General features: G+C 66.7%; 22 protein-coding genes. 9 read left to right on the top strand and 13 right to left on the bottom strand.

Translation table 11 applies throughout. From position 1 onward, the window contains the following. Window positions 1–43: 43 nt before the first annotated feature. Complete coding sequence (locus tag ACP7C5_RS13815) at window positions 44–1177, bottom strand: branched-chain amino acid aminotransferase (RefSeq protein ID WP_426264699.1); 1134 nt, start codon at window positions 1175–1177, stop codon at window positions 44–46. Between the two features lie 68 nt (window positions 1178–1245). Here ACP7C5_RS13815 and ACP7C5_RS13810 point away from each other — a divergent pair, with 68 nt between their 5' ends. Continuing rightward, the gene (locus tag ACP7C5_RS13810) at window positions 1246–1734 is read left to right on the top strand and encodes a MarR family winged helix-turn-helix transcriptional regulator (protein ID WP_426264698.1); all 489 of its coding nucleotides are present in this window, start codon (window positions 1246–1248) and stop codon (window positions 1732–1734) included. A gap of 21 nt (window positions 1735–1755) precedes the next feature. Here ACP7C5_RS13810 and proC read toward each other — a convergent pair whose 3' ends face one another. The 6 genes from proC to ACP7C5_RS13780 form a co-directional block, all read right to left on the bottom strand. After that, window positions 1756–2535 carry a pyrroline-5-carboxylate reductase gene (proC, locus tag ACP7C5_RS13805; RefSeq protein ID WP_426264843.1) on the bottom strand — a complete coding sequence of 260 codons (780 nt, stop codon included), beginning with the start codon at window positions 2533–2535 and terminating at the stop codon, window positions 1756–1758. A 17-nt stretch (window positions 2536–2552) separates the two neighbouring features. Further along, on the bottom strand, window positions 2553–3053 hold the full coding sequence (locus ACP7C5_RS13800; RefSeq protein WP_133191897.1) for a YbjN domain-containing protein: 501 nt from the start codon (window positions 3051–3053) through the stop codon (window positions 2553–2555). Between the two features lie 105 nt (window positions 3054–3158). Beyond that, window positions 3159–3425, bottom strand: a complete 267-nt coding sequence (locus tag ACP7C5_RS13795; protein WP_133187119.1) for an accessory factor UbiK family protein — start codon at window positions 3423–3425, stop codon at window positions 3159–3161. 20 nt (window positions 3426–3445) lie between these two features. Continuing rightward, window positions 3446–4003 carry a TspO/MBR family protein gene (locus tag ACP7C5_RS13790; RefSeq protein WP_189676771.1) on the bottom strand — a complete coding sequence of 186 codons (558 nt, stop codon included), beginning with the start codon at window positions 4001–4003 and terminating at the stop codon, window positions 3446–3448. A gap of 97 nt (window positions 4004–4100) precedes the next feature. Further along, window positions 4101–4853: a TlyA family RNA methyltransferase gene (locus ACP7C5_RS13785; RefSeq protein WP_426264697.1), complete on the bottom strand. Its 753-nt coding sequence runs from the start codon at window positions 4851–4853 to the stop codon at window positions 4101–4103. A 255-nt stretch (window positions 4854–5108) separates the two neighbouring features. Next, window positions 5109–5816, bottom strand: coding sequence for a Crp/Fnr family transcriptional regulator (locus ACP7C5_RS13780; RefSeq protein ID WP_426264696.1), 708 nt, complete (start codon window positions 5814–5816; stop codon window positions 5109–5111). 66 nt (window positions 5817–5882) lie between these two features. Between ACP7C5_RS13780 and ACP7C5_RS13775 the strand changes: the two genes are divergently transcribed. Together ACP7C5_RS13775 and ACP7C5_RS13770 are read left to right on the top strand one after the other, a co-directional pair. Next, window positions 5883–6062, top strand: a complete 180-nt coding sequence (locus ACP7C5_RS13775) for a hypothetical protein (protein WP_426264695.1) — start codon at window positions 5883–5885, stop codon at window positions 6060–6062. A 53-nt stretch (window positions 6063–6115) separates the two neighbouring features. Next, window positions 6116–6322, top strand: coding sequence for a hypothetical protein (locus tag ACP7C5_RS13770; protein ID WP_133187109.1), 207 nt, complete (start codon window positions 6116–6118; stop codon window positions 6320–6322). Between the two features lie 23 nt (window positions 6323–6345). On the opposite strand, the gene ACP7C5_RS13765 is transcribed toward ACP7C5_RS13770, so the two are convergent. The 3 genes from ACP7C5_RS13765 to ACP7C5_RS13755 form a co-directional block, all read right to left on the bottom strand. Beyond that, entirely contained in the window at window positions 6346–7017 is a 672-nt protein-coding gene (locus ACP7C5_RS13765) for a hypothetical protein (RefSeq protein WP_426264694.1), read from the bottom strand. A 180-nt stretch (window positions 7018–7197) separates the two neighbouring features. Further along, entirely contained in the window at window positions 7198–7539 is a 342-nt protein-coding gene (locus tag ACP7C5_RS13760; protein WP_426264693.1) for a DNA primase, read from the bottom strand. Window positions 7540–7633: 94 nt separating this feature from the next. Further along, window positions 7634–8863: a multidrug effflux MFS transporter gene (locus ACP7C5_RS13755; RefSeq protein WP_426264692.1), complete on the bottom strand. Its 1230-nt coding sequence runs from the start codon at window positions 8861–8863 to the stop codon at window positions 7634–7636. 135 nt (window positions 8864–8998) lie between these two features. Here ACP7C5_RS13755 and ACP7C5_RS13750 point away from each other — a divergent pair, with 135 nt between their 5' ends. The 4 genes from ACP7C5_RS13750 to ACP7C5_RS13735 all read left to right on the top strand — a co-directional run bounded on the left by ACP7C5_RS13750 (window position 8999) and on the right by ACP7C5_RS13735 (window position 12380). After that, window positions 8999–9376: a DUF3597 domain-containing protein gene (locus tag ACP7C5_RS13750; RefSeq protein ID WP_426264691.1), complete on the top strand. Its 378-nt coding sequence runs from the start codon at window positions 8999–9001 to the stop codon at window positions 9374–9376. Window positions 9377–9641: 265 nt separating this feature from the next. Beyond that, window positions 9642–9914 (top strand): excalibur calcium-binding domain-containing protein, encoded by a 273-nt coding sequence (locus ACP7C5_RS13745; RefSeq protein ID WP_354288810.1) that lies wholly within the window; start codon window positions 9642–9644, stop codon window positions 9912–9914. Window positions 9915–10025: 111 nt separating this feature from the next. Beyond that, on the top strand, window positions 10026–10979 hold the full coding sequence (locus ACP7C5_RS13740; protein WP_426264690.1) for an isopenicillin N synthase family dioxygenase: 954 nt from the start codon (window positions 10026–10028) through the stop codon (window positions 10977–10979). Window positions 10980–11093: 114 nt separating this feature from the next. Continuing rightward, window positions 11094–12380, top strand: coding sequence for a homoserine dehydrogenase (locus ACP7C5_RS13735; protein ID WP_426264689.1), 1287 nt, complete (start codon window positions 11094–11096; stop codon window positions 12378–12380). Between the two features lie 145 nt (window positions 12381–12525). Here ACP7C5_RS13735 and ACP7C5_RS13730 read toward each other — a convergent pair whose 3' ends face one another. Genes ACP7C5_RS13730 through ACP7C5_RS13720 form a run of 3 tightly spaced genes read right to left on the bottom strand, consistent with a single transcriptional unit; the run spans window position 12526 to window position 14498 of the window. Continuing rightward, on the bottom strand, window positions 12526–13050 hold the full coding sequence (locus tag ACP7C5_RS13730; protein ID WP_189676763.1) for a hypothetical protein: 525 nt from the start codon (window positions 13048–13050) through the stop codon (window positions 12526–12528). 33 nt (window positions 13051–13083) lie between these two features. Next, on the bottom strand, window positions 13084–13512 hold the full coding sequence (locus ACP7C5_RS13725; protein WP_426264688.1) for a CoA-binding protein: 429 nt from the start codon (window positions 13510–13512) through the stop codon (window positions 13084–13086). Next, the gene (locus ACP7C5_RS13720; RefSeq protein WP_426264687.1) at window positions 13512–14498 is read right to left on the bottom strand and encodes an Mrp/NBP35 family ATP-binding protein; all 987 of its coding nucleotides are present in this window, start codon (window positions 14496–14498) and stop codon (window positions 13512–13514) included. The genes ACP7C5_RS13725 and ACP7C5_RS13720 overlap by 1 nt, the downstream gene beginning before the upstream one ends. A 70-nt stretch (window positions 14499–14568) precedes the next feature. On the opposite strand from ACP7C5_RS13720, the gene hflK reads away from it, so the two are divergent. Both hflK and hflC read left to right on the top strand, forming a co-directional pair. Beyond that, on the top strand, window positions 14569–15708 hold the full coding sequence (hflK, locus tag ACP7C5_RS13715) for a protease modulator HflK (RefSeq protein ID WP_133187087.1): 1140 nt from the start codon (window positions 14569–14571) through the stop codon (window positions 15706–15708). Then, entirely contained in the window at window positions 15705–16568 is an 864-nt protein-coding gene (gene hflC, locus ACP7C5_RS13710) for a protease modulator HflC (protein ID WP_133187085.1), read from the top strand. The genes hflK and hflC overlap by 4 nt, the downstream gene beginning before the upstream one ends. The last annotated feature ends 79 nt before the right edge of the window (window positions 16569–16647 follow it).

The following is a 16647-nucleotide window of genomic DNA, read 5'->3' as shown; positions in this document are numbered from 1 at the left end:
CTTTAGGCGGTGAATCCGAGCTTGGAAAGCCCGGATTCGCACGTCACAGCACGCGCTCGAGCCAATTGTGCGGATCGGGCGCGGTGCCGCGCTGCAGATCGATCAGCGCCTGACGCAAACGCACCGTGGTTTGGCCCGGGCCACCGCTGCCGATCTGGAAATCGCCGTCGCGCATTTTCATCGTGCCGATCGGCGTAACGACCGCCGCGGTACCGCAAGCAAACGCCTCGACCAGCCGTCCACTCTCGGCATCCGCGCGGCACTGCTCGATCGCATACGGCGCCTCGCGCACTTCCAGCCCCATATCGCGCGCAAGGATCATCAGCGAATCGCGCGTGATGCCGGGCAGGATCGTACCGGTCAGCGGCGGCGTCGCGATGCTGCCGTCGTCGAACACGAAGAAGATGTTCATCCCCCCCAGTTCCTCGATCCAGCGCCGCTCGATCGCGTCGAGGAACAGCACTTGGTCGCAGCCGTGCCGCGTCGCCTCGGCCTGCGCGATCAGGCTGGAGGCATAGTTGCCGCCGCACTTCGCCGCGCCAGTTCCGCCGGGTGCAGCGCGCGTATAGTCCTGCGTCACCCACAGCGTGACCGCCGGCGCGCCGCCCTTGAAATAGGCACCGACCGACGAGGCGATCACGGCGTAGAGATATTCGGTCGATGGCTTCACGCCGAGGAACACCTCGCTCGCGATCATGAACGGCCGCAGGTACAGCGCGCCGCCGTCGATCTCGGGGATCCAGCCAGCTTCCTGGCGGACCAGCGCGCGGACCGATTCGACGAACAGCGCCTCGGGCAACGGGATCATCGCCATCCGCTCGGCCGAGCGGCGAAAGCGCGCGGCGTTCTCGAACGGGCGGAACAGCGCTGCACCACCGTCAGGCAAGCGATACGCCTTCATCCCCTCGAAAATCTCCTGCGCATAGTGCAGCACCGCCGATGCGCTATCCATCTGGAACGGCGCGCGCGCGACGATCTTGGCATCGTGCCAGCCGTCGCGCTCATTGTAGCGGATGGTGACCATGTGATCGGTAAAGACACGGCCGAAGCCGGGATCGACCAACATCGCACTGCGCTCGTCGAGCGGGATCGGCGTTGCATGCGGTTCGATCGCGAAGACGGGGGCCGAGGTTGCGTCCGAAGGAAGGCTGTGCGCGTCGAGACGATTTTGCTGCATGGAATGCGACATTCTGTTACAATTTGGGGATTGAAGGCGTGTACGGGGTGCGCCAAAGGCGGTCAACAATGGCCACCGCAATCGCCTCCGCCTCACCGCTATTCCTGCGCGAACCCGAAATCCGGCGCGGGATCGAGCTGATGTATTTCGCACAGAGCACGCTTGCGCGCACGACCGAAACCCGCCTTGCGGCGATCGGCCTCGGGCGGGCGCATCATCGCGCGATCTATTTCATCGCACGGCATCCCGATCTCACCGTCAGTGCGCTGCTCGGGCTGCTCGGGATCACCAAGCAATCGCTCGGCCGCGTGCTCAACGAACTGGTCGACCGCGCGATGGTCGAGACGCGCGTCGGCGAACGTGACCGCCGCCAACGGCTGTTGCGGCTCACCCCCGAAGGCGCCGCACTCGAGACCGAACTGTTCGAGACGGTACGCCAACATTGGGCCTCGGCCTATGCGCGCGCCGGGCAGCAATCGGTGACGGGGTTCTGGTCGGTGCTCGAGGGCATGATCGGCGAGGACGACCTGTCGCGCCTCTCCGGACTGCGCGGCTAAGCACCCCCAACGCGCCGTCGCTTATCCGCGCGCCGCGGCCGCCATTTCGGCGTTACGTCGCGTCGATGCCGCGATCGTTTCCGTAAGCAATACCTTCAGCGCGTCCCGATCATCGAGCACGTCGAGCCCACGACGAGTCGAGCCGCCCGGACTTGCGACTTGCTCGGCAAGCGCTCCCGGCGCGATCTCGGCCGCTGCGGCGAGCAGCGCCGACCCCTCGACGGTCGCGAGCGCGAGGCGCTCGGCCTGCGCCGCAGGCAAACCATTGGCGACGCCAGCCGCCGCAAGCGCATCGATGAAGCGGTAGAGAAACGCCGGCCCGCTGCCGGCAAGCGCCGTCACCGCGTCGAACTGCGCCGAATCGACCCATTCGACCAGCCCGAGCGGCGCCATCAGCGCGACCACGTCTGCTCGTACGGCATCGTCGCGGCTCGACGACTCGAGCGCGACCACGCCCTTGCCGATCGCGACGGGCAGATTGGGCATCGCGCGGACGATGGTCTGAGCCTTGAACCGCGCCGCCAGCGCCGATTCCTCGACCCCCGCTAGGATCGACACGAGCACCGGCACGCCAGCAAGACGCTCCGCGTAAAGGCTCACAACATCATCGATCTGCTGCGGCTTCATCGCGAGAATGACAGCGTCGGGCAATTCGCCTGAGGGAAGATTGCGCGATTGCCGCACGCCATCGGGCAAAGCGCGGTCAGCACGGTTGACGACATCGACCTGGTCGCCGGCGAGCACGCCGCTCGCAATCCAGCGGCGCAGCATCGCGCCGCCCATATTGCCGCACCCGATCATCCAAACGCGACCGAGCGTCACGCTTCGCCTTGCGTCTCGGTCATTGCCGCGGCGAGCGCTTCCTTGGGGGTCTTGCCGCCCCACAGGACGAACTGGAACACCGGATAGAAGCGTTCGCACTCGTCGATCGCGCTTTCGACCAGCAACTCGGCGGCGCCGAGCGACATCGTGCCGCCCTCGCCCTCGATCATCGCAGCGTGGCGATAGAGCAGGATCCCGCTCGACGACCACAATTCGAAATGCCCGACCCAGAGCTGTTCGTTGATCAGCCCGATCGCCTCGTAGATCGCACTGCGCCGGTCATCCGCGACGCGAATGTCGGGGAAAGCGAGGAACTGGATGACGCTGTCTTCTTCGCGCCACAGCGCGCGAAGCTCGTACTGCGTCCAGCTGCCCTTGACCTTGGCGATGACTTCGTCGTCCTGCCGCTCATGCTCCCAGCCGTGCGCTGCGAAATAGCTTTCGAGCATGTCGATCGGTGCGGCATCGTCGCGGTCGAAATCGGCTTCATCGAGCATCACAACACGTCTCCCGAACCCGCATTACAGGATGTAGGGGCCCCGCAACAGGCAACGCACTGGCCCGAGGGCCCAAGCGCCGAGAAATCTGTGGAAAAGATCAGTTCAGCCTTCCGCCTTTGGCGCCGTAGCGAGCTTGGCCTCGAGCGCATCGAGCCGGGCGCGCAAGGCATCGGCATCGTCGCGGGCTGCCGCCGCCATCGCCTTGACCGCGTCGAACTCGTCGCGCGAGACGAAATCGAGCCCGCCGATCCACTCCTTGGCGCGCGCGCGTGCGCCGGCTTCGGCTTCACGCCCCACGCCTGCCAGCGTCCCGGCTGCGCCGTTAAGGAGCTTGGCGAAGTCGTCGAAAATCTTGTTGTCGGATTGCATGAGACGAAAATCCAGTCGCGTTAGATCTTGATGATTTGGGTGGTGGACGACGACGGCGCAAGGGTTTCCGCGCCAGGATTCAAGTCCATGATCCCGTAATTGAGGTAGAAGGCAACGACCAGCCACGCAAGATAGGGCACCAGCAGGACCGCCGCGAGCGGGCGGATCCGAGCGAAGACGAACGCCATTGCGAGCGTCAATGCGAACATCGCGACGACGATGCCGAGCGCGACGGTCACTTGATGCATGCCGAAGAAGATCGGCGACCAAGTGAGGTTGACCGCCAGTTGCACCACGAACAGCAGGATGGCGAGCGTGCGCAGCCGCGCGCCGCGCGCATACAGGATCATCGCCAGCGCGAGCCCGAGCAGGATGTAGATCAGCGTCCAGGCGACCGGAAAGGCCCAGTCGGGCGGAGTCAGCCGTGGCTTCACCAACGCACCGTACCAGGCGTTCTGCGATCCGCCCGGCGCCAGTCGCGCGGCGGTGAAGCCAAGCAGCAGGACGAGCGGCACCGTCACCACTGCCCAGCGCAGGAACGCCAGCCGCAATTGTTGCTTCGATGCGATCTCTCTCAAGCCCTACGCCCTTCCCGCCTCGATTGCGCCGCGCCGATCCCCGACGTGACGGCCAATCCGGCCATATACGAGATTCTGCCGCATGTAGCTGCTAATTTCAGGGCATTGCGGGCGGAATGTCCCGCGTTGCAGCAATCAGGAATTCGACATTACCCTCGGGGCCAGTGATCGGGCTCTCGACGATCGTTGCGACCGACCACCCCTGCGCGACGACCCACGCCGCCACTTCGTCGCAGACGCGCGCATGGATCGCCGGGTCGCGGACCACCCCGCCCTTCCCGACCTCGCCACGCCCGGCCTCGAATTGCGGTTTGATCAGCGCGAGGAGCTTTGCCGCGGGCTTGGCGAAACACAACGGCGTTTCCAGCACCTTGGCGAGGCCGATAAAGCTCGCGTCGCAGACGATCAGGTCGACCGCCTCGGGGATGTGCGCCTCGGTCAGGATCCGCGCGCTGGTCTGTTCGTGCACCACCACGCGCGGGTCCTGCCGCAATTTCCAGGCGAGCTGGTTGGTACCGCTGTCGACCGCGTAGACCCGCATCGCACCGCGTTGCAGCAAGACGTCGGTAAAGCCACCCGTCGACGAGCCGACATCGATCGCCACCGCGCCCGTGACGTCCCAACCGACCGTATCGAGGCCATGCGCCAGCTTGATCCCGCCGCGCGAGACCCAGGGATGATCTCGCCCGCGCACGTCGAGCAGCACATCGTCGGCGATCGCCTGCCCCGGCTTTTCGATCTTGCGCTCGCCGGCAAAGACCAGGCCGGCCATGATCAGCGCCTGCGCGCGGGTCTTGCTCTCGGCGAGGCCGCGATCGACGAGGAGTTGGTCTGCACGAAGCTTGGGCATTCCCGCTTCCAACGCGAAGTCGCCGCCGACCGCAAGGGGCATCCGAGTCGGAGCGCGCCGGAGACGCGTGATCGCCGCCGCCCGATGCGCCCGATCCGGTCCATCGCAGGACGCCGTCGTTTCGGCGCAAGCCCATTGCCGATCGGATCAGTAGAGATAGCTTTTGCAACAGGGCGTGGCCGCGCGGCGTCCCCCTAGAGCACGGGCGGCCACGTCTCCGATCCTGATCGCTACCGTGCCGCTGCGACGCCCGATTTAATCGAAGAACAGATACGCGGGATCGAACTTCGCAAAGTCCCGCAACGCGTCCCAGTCGAGGATCTCGACCTCGCCCTGTCGGAACGCGAGCATCCCGCGTTCGCGTAACTGCCGCAGCATCCGGTTGGCATGGACTGCGGTCAGACCGGTCGCATCGGCCAGATCGACTTGCGTCAGCGGGAGCGGGAACGTCGTCGTCTCGGCCTGCCCGATCCGCTTGAGCCGCGTATACATCTCGCAGAACAGGTGCGCGAGCCGGATCGCCGCGCTGCGCGCGCCGATCGAGACGATCCATTCGCGGTTGATCGCCGCGTCGATCAGCGTCGATCGCCACAGCAATTCGGTGAGCGATGCCGATTCCTTGGTCAGCGCGCGGACGTCGGCATGCGGGAACAGCGCGACGCGCACATCGGTGAGGGCTGCGACCGAATGCTCGAGCCGCTTGAGCGGATACGAATGCAAGTCGACGAAATCGCCCGGAATGTGGATCGCCAGGATCTGTCGCCGCCCCTCGGGCGTGTCCTTGTAGCGTTCGACAAAGCCTTCGAGCAGCAGCGTGCATTGCGTCAGCGGGGCCTGCTGGCGCACGATGATCTGCTTGGGGCTATAGGTCGCGGTCCGCACGACCGCCTGCTCGAGTGCGGCGCGCTCTTCGGCGGTAATCGTTGGAACACGATGGGTTTTCAGAAACAGATCGGTATACATGGCCCCCTCCGCGGCGCGGGAACATGCGCTGGATGTTTGCGTTTTGTCCAGTCATGGAGACGCGATGTGGCCCGATTACCGTATGACGATCCGATCGAGGCCGCCGCCGAGCATGGCGAAGTGATCCTCGATGGCCCCGACGGGCTCGCAGCGTCGCTAACCCCCACCGCCGCGCGCCGATCGGCCAGAAAGCTCGCCAAGGCGGCCGACACCGCCGAACGCGACCCCGCCGCCGAAACGCCATAGCCGCGCGCCCGGGTTTTGCGGTGCGTTAACCCGACTGGCGTACACGTCCGGCGATGCCGTTCCGCAAAATCTTCCTGAGTCGATGGAGCGCCTTGTTGTGGGCGGCGGGTATCCTGTGGACCGCGATCGATACGGTCGGGTTCGGTCCTCCGGCAAACCGGGCGGCGACGATGGCGAACGCGTCGGACGATACCGATGCGGCAGGCGTAGCGGTGAACGCGGACGACCTGGCCACGCTGGCCAACGCCATGAAGTCCTGAGTGCGCGCAGACCTTGAACGCCGCTAGCGCTTCGGCGCCGGCTTCAAATCGATCGACTGGATCCGCCACGTGCGCTGCGCCGTGGTTGCGCCATCGATATCGCCGCTGCGATGCAACGTGGCCGAGCCGATCTCGTACACCGGGGCTCCACCGCGCTTCAGTCGCGCATAGACCTGGACAGGCACGGTGACATAGCGTTGACCGGCCCCCGCATCGATCGCGCCGGGCGCACCGACATTGGCGTGGTATTCGCTGTAGGCGGTAAAACCTTCCGCAAAGGCGGCCGCGTCTGCCTTCGGCTCGCGCAGCGCGAGCGCCTGCGCGTACTTCCGTTCGCCGAGGAACGCGTAATAGGTCTGCACGACGTTGGCCGCACCTTGCGCGCTGTCCAGGGTGAAGGGGGCTTCGGAAACCGGCGTCCGGTCGTCGGGCAGTCCGCCCGGCGTTCCCGGCGCGGGCGGATCGAGCGGCGTGCGCTCGGCGCTGTTGCTCCCGGTGGCGGCTGTCACATCGTTTTCGGTCACCGCGTCGGGTTCGGCGATCTCGACCGGCGCGTCCGCGTTATAGGCATCGACGCTTTGCTGCGCGCGGACAGCCGCCGCGTTGATGTCGATGCTGTTGGTCTGGCTGGGGGATGTCCCGGAACACGCCGCGACGAACACGAGCGGCAGAGATACGGTCAGCAAACGCTTCATGACTGATACTCGTCAAACACAAGAGGGTCGGGCCCGATAAACGGCGCACCCGCTTGCCCGTTCCTCCCGCCCCGTCGCAAAACGGCGAAGCGTGCCAGACACCGGGCATCAGACCCACCCGAGATACAGCCTGAAGAGGGCGCGGGCGGGGCCGCCGATCGGCCCGTCCGCGGCACCCCGTCACGGCCGCAAGGCGGCGTCGTCTCGATCGCTCACTTCGTCGTCATCGTCGGCCGTGTTGCCGTCGAGCTCGTCCTGGACGTCGTCTTCGTCCTCATCGTCGTCGCTCTCATCGGCATCGGGGTCTTCCTCGCCGACTTCATCGTCTTCCATTTCGAGATCGTCGTCATCGTCGTCGCGCGTCCCGATATCGGGGGCGATATCGGTCAGCAGCGTGCCGTCGCTCGGCCCGTCGCGGGTTACTTCGAGAATTTCCGCGCGCTGGCTCTCGTCATAGCCTTCTTCGTCGAAACCGTCGTCGCCCGTGCCCTCGCCGGGTACCTGATGTCCACCGATGCTCATCTTCGCTCTCCCGACGCTCCCGCAGGATGCGGGATCGTTTCATCAGCGAACCGTGCAAGCGGAGAACGGTTCCGGCTTTGCCGATTAAACTGCGTCAACTGGGGCGAAATAACCGCCCGCGCTCGACGATCGCTGCGATCACGATACCCGATACGCCCGCCACCAGAAACCCCAGATGGAGCGGCACCGTCGTCCCGTCGAAGCTGCGGCCGATCGCCCAGCCGACGATCGCGCCCATCGTGATGCCGAAGAACCCCTGCACGCTCGACGCGACACCGGCGATCGACCCCATATTCTCCATCGCCATCGCCGACATGTTCGAGGTGGCGAGGCCAAAGCATGCCATCGTGATCGCTTGCAGCAGCACGAAGACGAGCAGCGGTTCGTCCCCGAACCAGCCGACCACCGCGCCGGTGCCCGACGACACGATCATCACCACCAATGCGGATTGCGAGATGCGCCGCATCCCGAGCGTCATCACGATCCGCGAGTTGAGCAGATTGGCGACCGCCATCGTTCCCGCCGATGCCGCGAACACGCCGCCGAGCCATTCGGGGCGGTGGAACACGCGATCCATGATCGGCTGGATCGACCCGAGATAGCCGAAGATCGCGCCCTGCGCGATCAGTGCGGCGATCGTGTAGCCGACCGAATAGCGGTCCGACAGCGTCTGCCGCCAGCCCGCCAGCGTCGTCTTGATCGACAGCGGCGATCTGTTTTCGGGGCGCAGCGTCTCGGGCATGCGCAAGACGAACCAGATCAGGCACAGCAATGCCCCGCCTGCGATCACCTCGAAGATCAGCCGCCACGATCCGATCAGCAGGATCCCCTGCCCGATGCTCGGCGCGACGATCGGCACCGCCATGAACACCATGAAGGCAAGGCTCGTCACCTGCGCCATCGCACGGCCCGAGAAGCAATCGCGGATCAGCGCGATCGTCACCACGCGGCTCGCGGCAATCGCGAGCCCGCTGAGGAAGCGCACGGTGAGCAGCAGCGGGAAGCTGTTCGCCAGCCCGGCGCACAGATTGCCGATGATGAAGAGAATCAGCCCGACGATCAGCACCGGGCGCCGGCCATAGCGATCGGTCAGCGGACCGTGGATCAGCTGACCGATCCCGAGCCCGATCACGAACACCGTGATGATCAGCGGCGCATCGACGATCGCATCGACGCCGAGCCGGCGGGCGATGTCGGGCTGGGCGGGCAGCATCGTGTCGATACCGAGCGACGCAAGCGCGATCAGCGATGCGATCAGGGGGACGAACTCGACCAGCCGCAGCGGGGGCGAGTCCATCATCGGGCGTTGCGGGGACACAGACATGCCGCGCGCAATGCCCGAGTCGGCCGCGCTGGTCACCCCGCAAAGCGTGCAGCTGGTCCGCACGTCGTTGCAACCGTCGCGGAACGGACATCGAAGCGAGGCATTCTCCAGTCTCCACCTGAGAGGAGCAAGGCAATGAGCATTTTCGGTATGATCAAGGACGCGATCTGGGGCCACAAGCCGGCCCCGGTCGAAGCAGCCCCCACCCCGGCACCGCCTGCAGCTGCGCCTGCCCCCGCCCCTGCGGCTGCCCCGGCTGCGGCTCCCGCGCCCGCAGCGCCTGCTGCAAAGATCGACGTCAACGCCGTCCTGACGCAGAAGGCCGCCGAGAAGGGCCAGCCGCTCAACTGGCAGACCTCGATCGTCGATCTGATGAAGGTGCTCGATCTCGACCCGAGCCACGAAAACCGCGTCTCGCTCGCGCATGAGCTCGGCTATACCGGCGACATCAACGACAGCGCGACGATGAACGTCTGGCTGCACAAGAAGGTCATGGAGAACCTGGCCTCGTAAGACGCCTGATCTGACGAAACTGTGGCGGATCGCGGGGTTTCCTTTGTGAAATGCGCGGTCCGCCGCGGCCGACTTCCAGCGGTCAGCGACGTTTGCTTTGGGGCTTTTGTGCAATGCGCTTCGACACCATTCCCGTGTCCATCGAAACCGCTCCTTCACTCTTCGTCGCCACAAAGCTTTGATGAGCTTACACAAACCCGTTCGCACGCGATTCACACCGCTGAATACACCCGACCGGGATACGCAACGCGGCGGGGCACTCCCGATGTTGGGCGTTGCGGCAGCGCTTGGCGGAATTGTCGGCGCGGGCTCGCTCGCCTTCAGCGACGATGGGCGCGCCAGAATCGTCGGAGCGGTGAAACCCGTCGCGGTACAGGCCGGCCTCATGCGTGCCCGCGCGCCGCAGCCGGGCGACGCGTGGGGCGGTTGCAACGATGCGCGCGCTGCCGGCACCGCGCCGATCTATGAGGGCGAGCCGGGCTACCGCCCGGAGATGGACGGCGACTCCGATGGCATCGCCTGTGAGCCGATTCGCTAGAGCGGATCCGCGTTTTACGGCACGCAGGAGCGGCCCGCTGATCCCCGCGGGGCTGACGCGGCGGCAAATCGGCGCTATCTTCGCACTTTGCCAGTATCACGGACGCGTCTCATGCTCGACACCCCCACCGCCGAAGTCCCGCCGCTGTCGCTCGCCGACGAAGCCGCCGATCCTGCTGCCTTTGCCGCGGCGCTCGGCGATTCGTTCGAGCGGTTCGGCTTTGCGGTCGTGTCGGACCACGGCGTCCCCGCCGATCTGATCGCGCGCGCCTGGGCGATGACTGAGGCGTTCTTCGCGCTGCCCGAGGAAACCAAGCGCAGCTATTTCAGCGCGGGCGGCGGTGGTGCGCGCGGCTATACGCCGTTCAAGACCGAAATCGCCAAGGGCGCGACGCATGTCGACCTCAAGGAATTCTGGCATGTCGGCCGCGAACTGGCGAAAGGCCACCGCTTCGAGGCGCAGATGGCGCCGAACGTCTGGCCCGACCAGCCCGAGGGCTTCCGCGAGACCTTCATCGAACTGTTCGCCGCGCTCGACGTCGCGGGCGACCGGCTGCTGTCGGCGATCGCGCGGCATCTGGGGCTCGCGCCCGACTGGTTCGACCATGCGGTCAAGGACGGCAATTCGGTGCTCCGCCTGCTGCATTATCCGCCCGTCCCCGCCGATGCGGCCGAAGTCCGCGCTGGCGCGCATGAGGACATCAACTTGATCACGCTGCTGCTCGGCGCCGAGGAAGCCGGGCTGCAATTGCTGACCAAGGAAGGCGAATGGCTGCCGATCAAGCCGCCCGAGGGCGCGATGGTCGTCAATGTCGGCGACATGCTCCAGCGGCTCACCAACCACGTCATGCCCTCGACCACGCACCGTGTCGTCAACCCGGCGCCCGAGCGGCGCGGGCATTCGCGCTATTCGATGCCGTTCTTCCTCCACCCCGCCCCCGATTTCCTGATCGAGACACTGCCCTCGACGATCACGGCGGCACGGCCCGACCGCTATCCCACGCCGATCTCCGCGCATGACTATCTGCACGAGCGGCTGGTCGAGATCGGCCTGGTCAAGAAATAGTACGTCACCCCGGACTTGTTCCGGGGCCCACTCCTCCGCTAGCGCAATCGGCGATCGGCGCGCGCTGATCGGGGGATCCCGGAACGAGTCCGGGGAGACGAAGGTGTGACTGCTATGACCAAACCGCTCCGCATCGCGCTCGCCGGGCTCGGCACCGTCGGCGGCGGCGTGATCCGCTTGCTCGACACCAACGGCGCGTTGATCGCACGCCGCGCCGGGCGGCCGATCGAGATCGTCGCGGTTTCGGCACGCGATCGCAGCAAGGATCGCGGCGTCGACATGAGCCGCTTCGCATGGGTCGACGACACGACGGCGCTCGCGCATGCCGACGTCGACGTCGTGGTCGAGCTCGTCGGCGGGTCGGACGGCCCCGCGCTCACGCTCGCGCGCACCACGCTTGGCGCGGGCAAGAGCTTCGTCACCGCCAACAAGGCGATGCTCGCGCATCACGGGCTCGAGCTCGCGCGCGCTGCCGAAACGGCGGGCGTGGCGCTCAAGTTCGAGGCGGCGGTCGCGGGCGGCGTTCCGGTGATCAAGGGCTTGCGCGAAGGTGCCGCCGCCAACGAGATCGAGCGCGTCTACGGCATCCTCAACGGGACGTGCAATTTCATCCTGTCGAAGATGGAGGCCGAGGGGCGCGACTTCGCCGACGTGCTCGCCGAGGCGCAGGCGCTCGGGTTCGCCGAATCCGATCCGAGCTTCGACATCGACGGCGTCGACGCCGCGCACAAACTCTCGCTGCTCGCCAGCCTCGCCTTCGGCACGCAGCCGGCTTTCGGCGACGTCGCGGCGACCGGCATTCGCCACGTGCTCGCCGCCGACATCGCCGAGGCGGCGGCCCTCGGCTATCGCGTGCGGCTGCTCGGGCTCGCCGAGGCGGGGCCGGCCGGGCTGTTCCAGCGCGTCCATCCGCATCTCGTGCCGGTCAGCCATCCGCTCGCGCACGTTACCGGCGCGACCAATGCAGTGGTCGCCGAGGGCAATTTCGTCGGGCGGCTGCTGTTCCAAGGCGCGGGCGCGGGCGATGGGCCGACCGCAAGTGCCGTCGTCGCCGACCTGATCGACATCGCGCGTGGCGAATTCGGCCCCGCCTTCGCGATGCCCGCCGATGCCTTGACCGCGCAGGGCCCGGCCGATGCCGGCGAACGGCGCGGGCGCGCCTATGTCCGCTTCACCGTCGCCGATCGCGTCGGCGTGCTCGCCGAGATCGCCGCGGCGATGCGCGATGCGGGCGTTTCAATCGAGAGCTTGATGCAGCGCGGCGCTCATGCCGACGGATCGGTGCTGGTCGCGATCGTCACGCACGAAGGCCCAGAGCGCAGCGTGGCGCAAGCGCTCGAGCGGCTGCGCGGGTCGCAGAGCCTGGTCGGGCAGCCGTTGTGGATGCATATCCTGGGGTAAAATTCCTCCGGTCCCTGAGCAAGAGACCGTCACCACGGGCTTGTCCCGGGGTCCACCGTGACGCCAATGCTGTTCTCGTCGTCCGTGCGGCCCGGTGGACCCCGGGACAAGCCCGGGGTGACGACGATGGTGGGGGCCACTGCTCTCAGGGCAGAATCACCGACTTATGCGGCGTATCATCGAGCGCGATCGCGACGCGCCCCGATTTGTCGGGCTTCTTCTTGAACACCCGTCCGACCCCGTGCGCGACGTCGCCGGCGAGCATCATGAAATCCTTCGCCTCGCCCGGTCGCTCGCAGCAACTGTCGGGCGCGACGACCTTCTGGATCAGCCGCACGATTTGCGTCCCGCCCTCGAAGAACTGCACGCCGCCGGCACAGCCACGCTGCATCGTCGCGCACGGCGAACTGTCCTCGACCGCCATCGCGCCGATCCCGGTCATGTCGGGATTCGACGGCTTGGGCCGATTGAGGACGACTTCTTTGGGATAGGGCAACGTCTGCGACGGCAGCGGCTTGCCGCACACGACGATGTCGTTGGGATCGACCGCCTTGCCGCGCCGCGTGCACGGCTCGCTCGCAACGGGCTGCAGAATCGAGAACGCCGTCGGCGCCGCCGGGGCGGGCACGGCGGGGGTCGCGGCTTGCGCGGCGAGGAGCAGCAGCATCATGAACCCGATACTCCGCTGCAATCATGGCGAATTTCAGGCGATCTTGGCGACCCCCAAGCGCGGCAGCTCGATCGCGGGGCAGCGGTCCATCACGACCTTGAGCCCGGCCGCCTCGGCCCGCGCCGCGGCGGCTTCGTTGACCACGCCCAATTGCATCCACACCGCCTTGGCCCCCGCCGCAATCGCTTCGTCGCATGCGTCGCCCGCGGCGGCGGAATTGCGGAAGATGTCGACCAGATCGATCGGATCGCCGATCTGCGACAGGTCGCGAAACACGAACTCGCCGTGGAGATGCTCGCCGGTGATCTGCGGGTTGACCGGGATCACGCGATAGCCGTGCTCCTGGAGCGTGCGCATCACGCGGTAGGATGGGCGATCGGGCCGGTCCGACGCGCCGACCAGCGCGATCGTGCGGGTTTCTTCGAGCAGGGTGCGAAGCTCGCTATCGCTGGTGATCGGCATCAAGCATGTCCCCCTTGGGCGTTGGCAATCCAGCCGGCAACGTGGCCGGCAATCTGCTTGAACGCCACCGCCTCGGGGCCGTTCCCGGTGACTGGCGGCTGCCCAGCGTCGGAGGCAACGCGCACGCGGATGTCGAGCGGGATGCGCCCCAGGAAGGGCAGCCCCAATTCCTTCGCCGCCGCTTCCGCGCCGCCAGTGCCGAACGGATCGGACACGTCGCCGCACGACGGGCAGACATAGCCCGCCATATTCTCGATCAGGCCGATGATCGGCACGCCCGCCTTGACGAACAAATCGATCGCCCGCCGCGCGTCGATCAGCGCGAGATCCTGCGGGGTCGAGACGATCACCGCACCGGTCGGCCGGTATTTCTGGATCATCGTCAGCTGGACGTCGCCGGTGCCGGGCGGCAAATCCATCACCAGCGTGTCGGCCGCGCCCCAATTGGCGTCCATCATCTGCGTCAGCGCGCCCGCCGCCATCGGCCCGCGCCACGCGATCGCCTGATCGGCGGTGACGAGCATCCCCATCGACAGCATCGGCACGCCGAACGGCGTCTGCACCGGGTTGAGCACCTTGTTGTGCGCGGTCGGCTTGAGATCGGCGACGCCCATCAGCCGCGGCTGCGAAGGTCCGTAGATGTCGGCATCGACCAACCCGACGCGCCGCCCCGCCTGCTGCAAGGCAATCGCGAGGTTGGCAGAGACGGTCGACTTCCCGACCCCGCCCTTGCCGCTGCCGACCGCGATCGTCACGCGCTGCTGGCGCTGGCTGGTCAGCGCGACGCGGACCGTTTCGACCCCCGCCACCAAGCCCGCTGCGCGGCGCACCGCGTCTTCGAGCGGGCCGTGATCGGCGGCATCGAGTCCGCTCACATCGACGATCACGCTCGCACGGGCGTCCTCGATTCGGCCCGTCGCGCGGGTGCCAGCGACGAGCGAAAGGGCGGCGTTGAGTGCGGCATCGCGCGAAATCGGATCGGTCATGCGCGCCAGATAGGCGTCATGGACACGCTTGCCACTGTTTTTCGTCGCGAGCCGCCCCTATAAAGGTTGCATGACGATCCTATCGCGCTGGTTTTCACGCCCCTCCCTCCAATCCGCCGATGGCAAGGGCCCGTGGGGCAGCGGCGGCGCTGGTGGCGGCGATGACGACAAGAGCGGCGGCCCGCGCAATCCCTGGGCGCAGCCCCCCGGCGGCAAACCGCGCGGCACGACGGCTGCGCCAAGCGCGCTCGACGAATTCCTCAAGCGTGCGCGCGGCGGCGGCAACGGCCCCGGCGGCTTCGGCGGTGGTGGGCGTCCGCGCATCCCCGGCGCGCCGAGCGCGACCAATCTGTGGCTGATCGCAGTCGGCGTGATCGTCGTCGCTTGGATCATCCTCACAAGCTTCCATTCGATCGGGCCGCAACAGCGCGGCGTGGTGACCTTCCTCGGCCGCTATTCCGAGACGCTCGACCCCGGCATCCGCATGACGCTCCCCGCGCCGTTCGTCGATGTCGCCAAGGTCGATGTCGCGGCGATCAATACCGAGACCTTCCCCGATGAAGGCGATGGCGGCTCCGAAAGCGACAAATTGATGCTGACGAGCGACCAGAACATCGTCGATCTCGATTATTCGGTGCGCTGGCAGATCTCGAACCCGCAGGACTTCGCCTTCCAGATCGCCGATCCGCGCGGCACGCTGCGCGCGACCGCGATGAGTGCGATGCGGGCGGCGGTTGCCACCGCGACGCTCGACGACGCGATCGGCAGCGGGCGCAACGCGATCGAGGTCAAGGTCCAGCAATCGATGCAGGAGATTCTCGACGGCTATAACGCCGGCATCCGCATCCAGGGTGTCGCGATCCGCGGCGCGCAGGCGCCGGCGCAGGTGTCGGACGCGTTCAAAGAAGTCTCCGCCGCGCAGCAGCAGGCACAGAGCGATATCAGCAAAGCGCGTGGCTATGCCCAGCAGGTGCTCGCCAAGGCGCAGGGCGAGGCCGCGGCGTTCGACGTGATCTACGCCCAGTACAAGCTCGCCCCCGACGTGACGCGCAAGCGCATGTATTACGACACGATGGAGCAGGTTCTGTCCAAATCCGATAAGACGATCATCCAGGCCCCCGGCGTCGTGCCGTATCTGCCGCTGCCCGGGATCGCCAAGCGCCTGCCCGACGCCGTGCCCGCCGCGCCAGCCCAGGGAGCCGCACAGTGAGCCGCACTTTGCTCCGCAATCCGATCACGCTCGGCATCGTCGCGCTGCTGCTGCTGATCGTCGCCGCCAGCTCGGTCGCGATCGTTCCCGAGACGCGCCAGGCGGTGATCCTGCGCTTCCAGCAGCCGGTCGCGACGATCAACGAATACCGCCCGAACGAGGTGTTCGGTCGCACCGGCGCGGGGATCAACTTCCGCGTGCCGTTCATCGACCGGCTCGTCTGGGTCGACAAGCGCGTGCTCGACGTCGAGCTCGACAATCAACCCGTGCTCTCGACCGACCAGACCCGGCTCGAGGTCGATGCCTATGCGCGCTTCCGCATCGTCGATCCGCTCAAGGCGGTGATCTCGACCGGCAGCACCTCGGTCACCGAGCAGCGCATCAAGGATCAGCTCCAGCCGCTGTTCAGCTCCTCGCTGCGCAACGAGCTCGGCCGCCGGCCCTTCGCCGCGCTGCTCAGCCCCGAGCGCACGCAGGTGATGGGCAACATCCGTGCAGGGCTGCAGCGGCTCGCGTCGCAATATGGCGTGCAGATCGTCGACGTCCGCATCAAGCATGCCGATCTGCCGACCGGAACGCCGTTCGACAGCGCGCTCAACCGTATGCGTACCGCGCGCCACCAGCAGGCGCTGACGATCCAGGCCCAGGGCGCGCAGACCGCGCAGATCATCTCGGCGCAGGCCGATGCGCAGGCGGCGCAGATCTATGCGGCGGCGTTCAACAAGGATGCCGAGTTCTACGACTTCTACCGTGCGATGCAGTCGTATCGCTACACCTTCGCGCAGGACGGCAAGGGCTCGACGAGCTTGGTGCTGTCGCCCGACAATGCCTATTTGAAGGAATTCCAGGGTCGTCGGTGATTCGACGGCCCCGTAACGGCCCGCCAGCCGTTGATATTCAATCGCCGTTCAGCAACCATGGCTAACAGCTATCGCGTTG

This window comes from Sphingomonas sp. PWP1-2, assembly GCF_049898305.1.
Lineage (GTDB): Bacteria > Pseudomonadota > Alphaproteobacteria > Sphingomonadales > Sphingomonadaceae > Sphingomonas > Sphingomonas glacialis.
The sequence above is the reverse complement of the archived record's forward strand: the minus strand, read 5'-3'. Positions and strand labels throughout refer to the sequence as shown.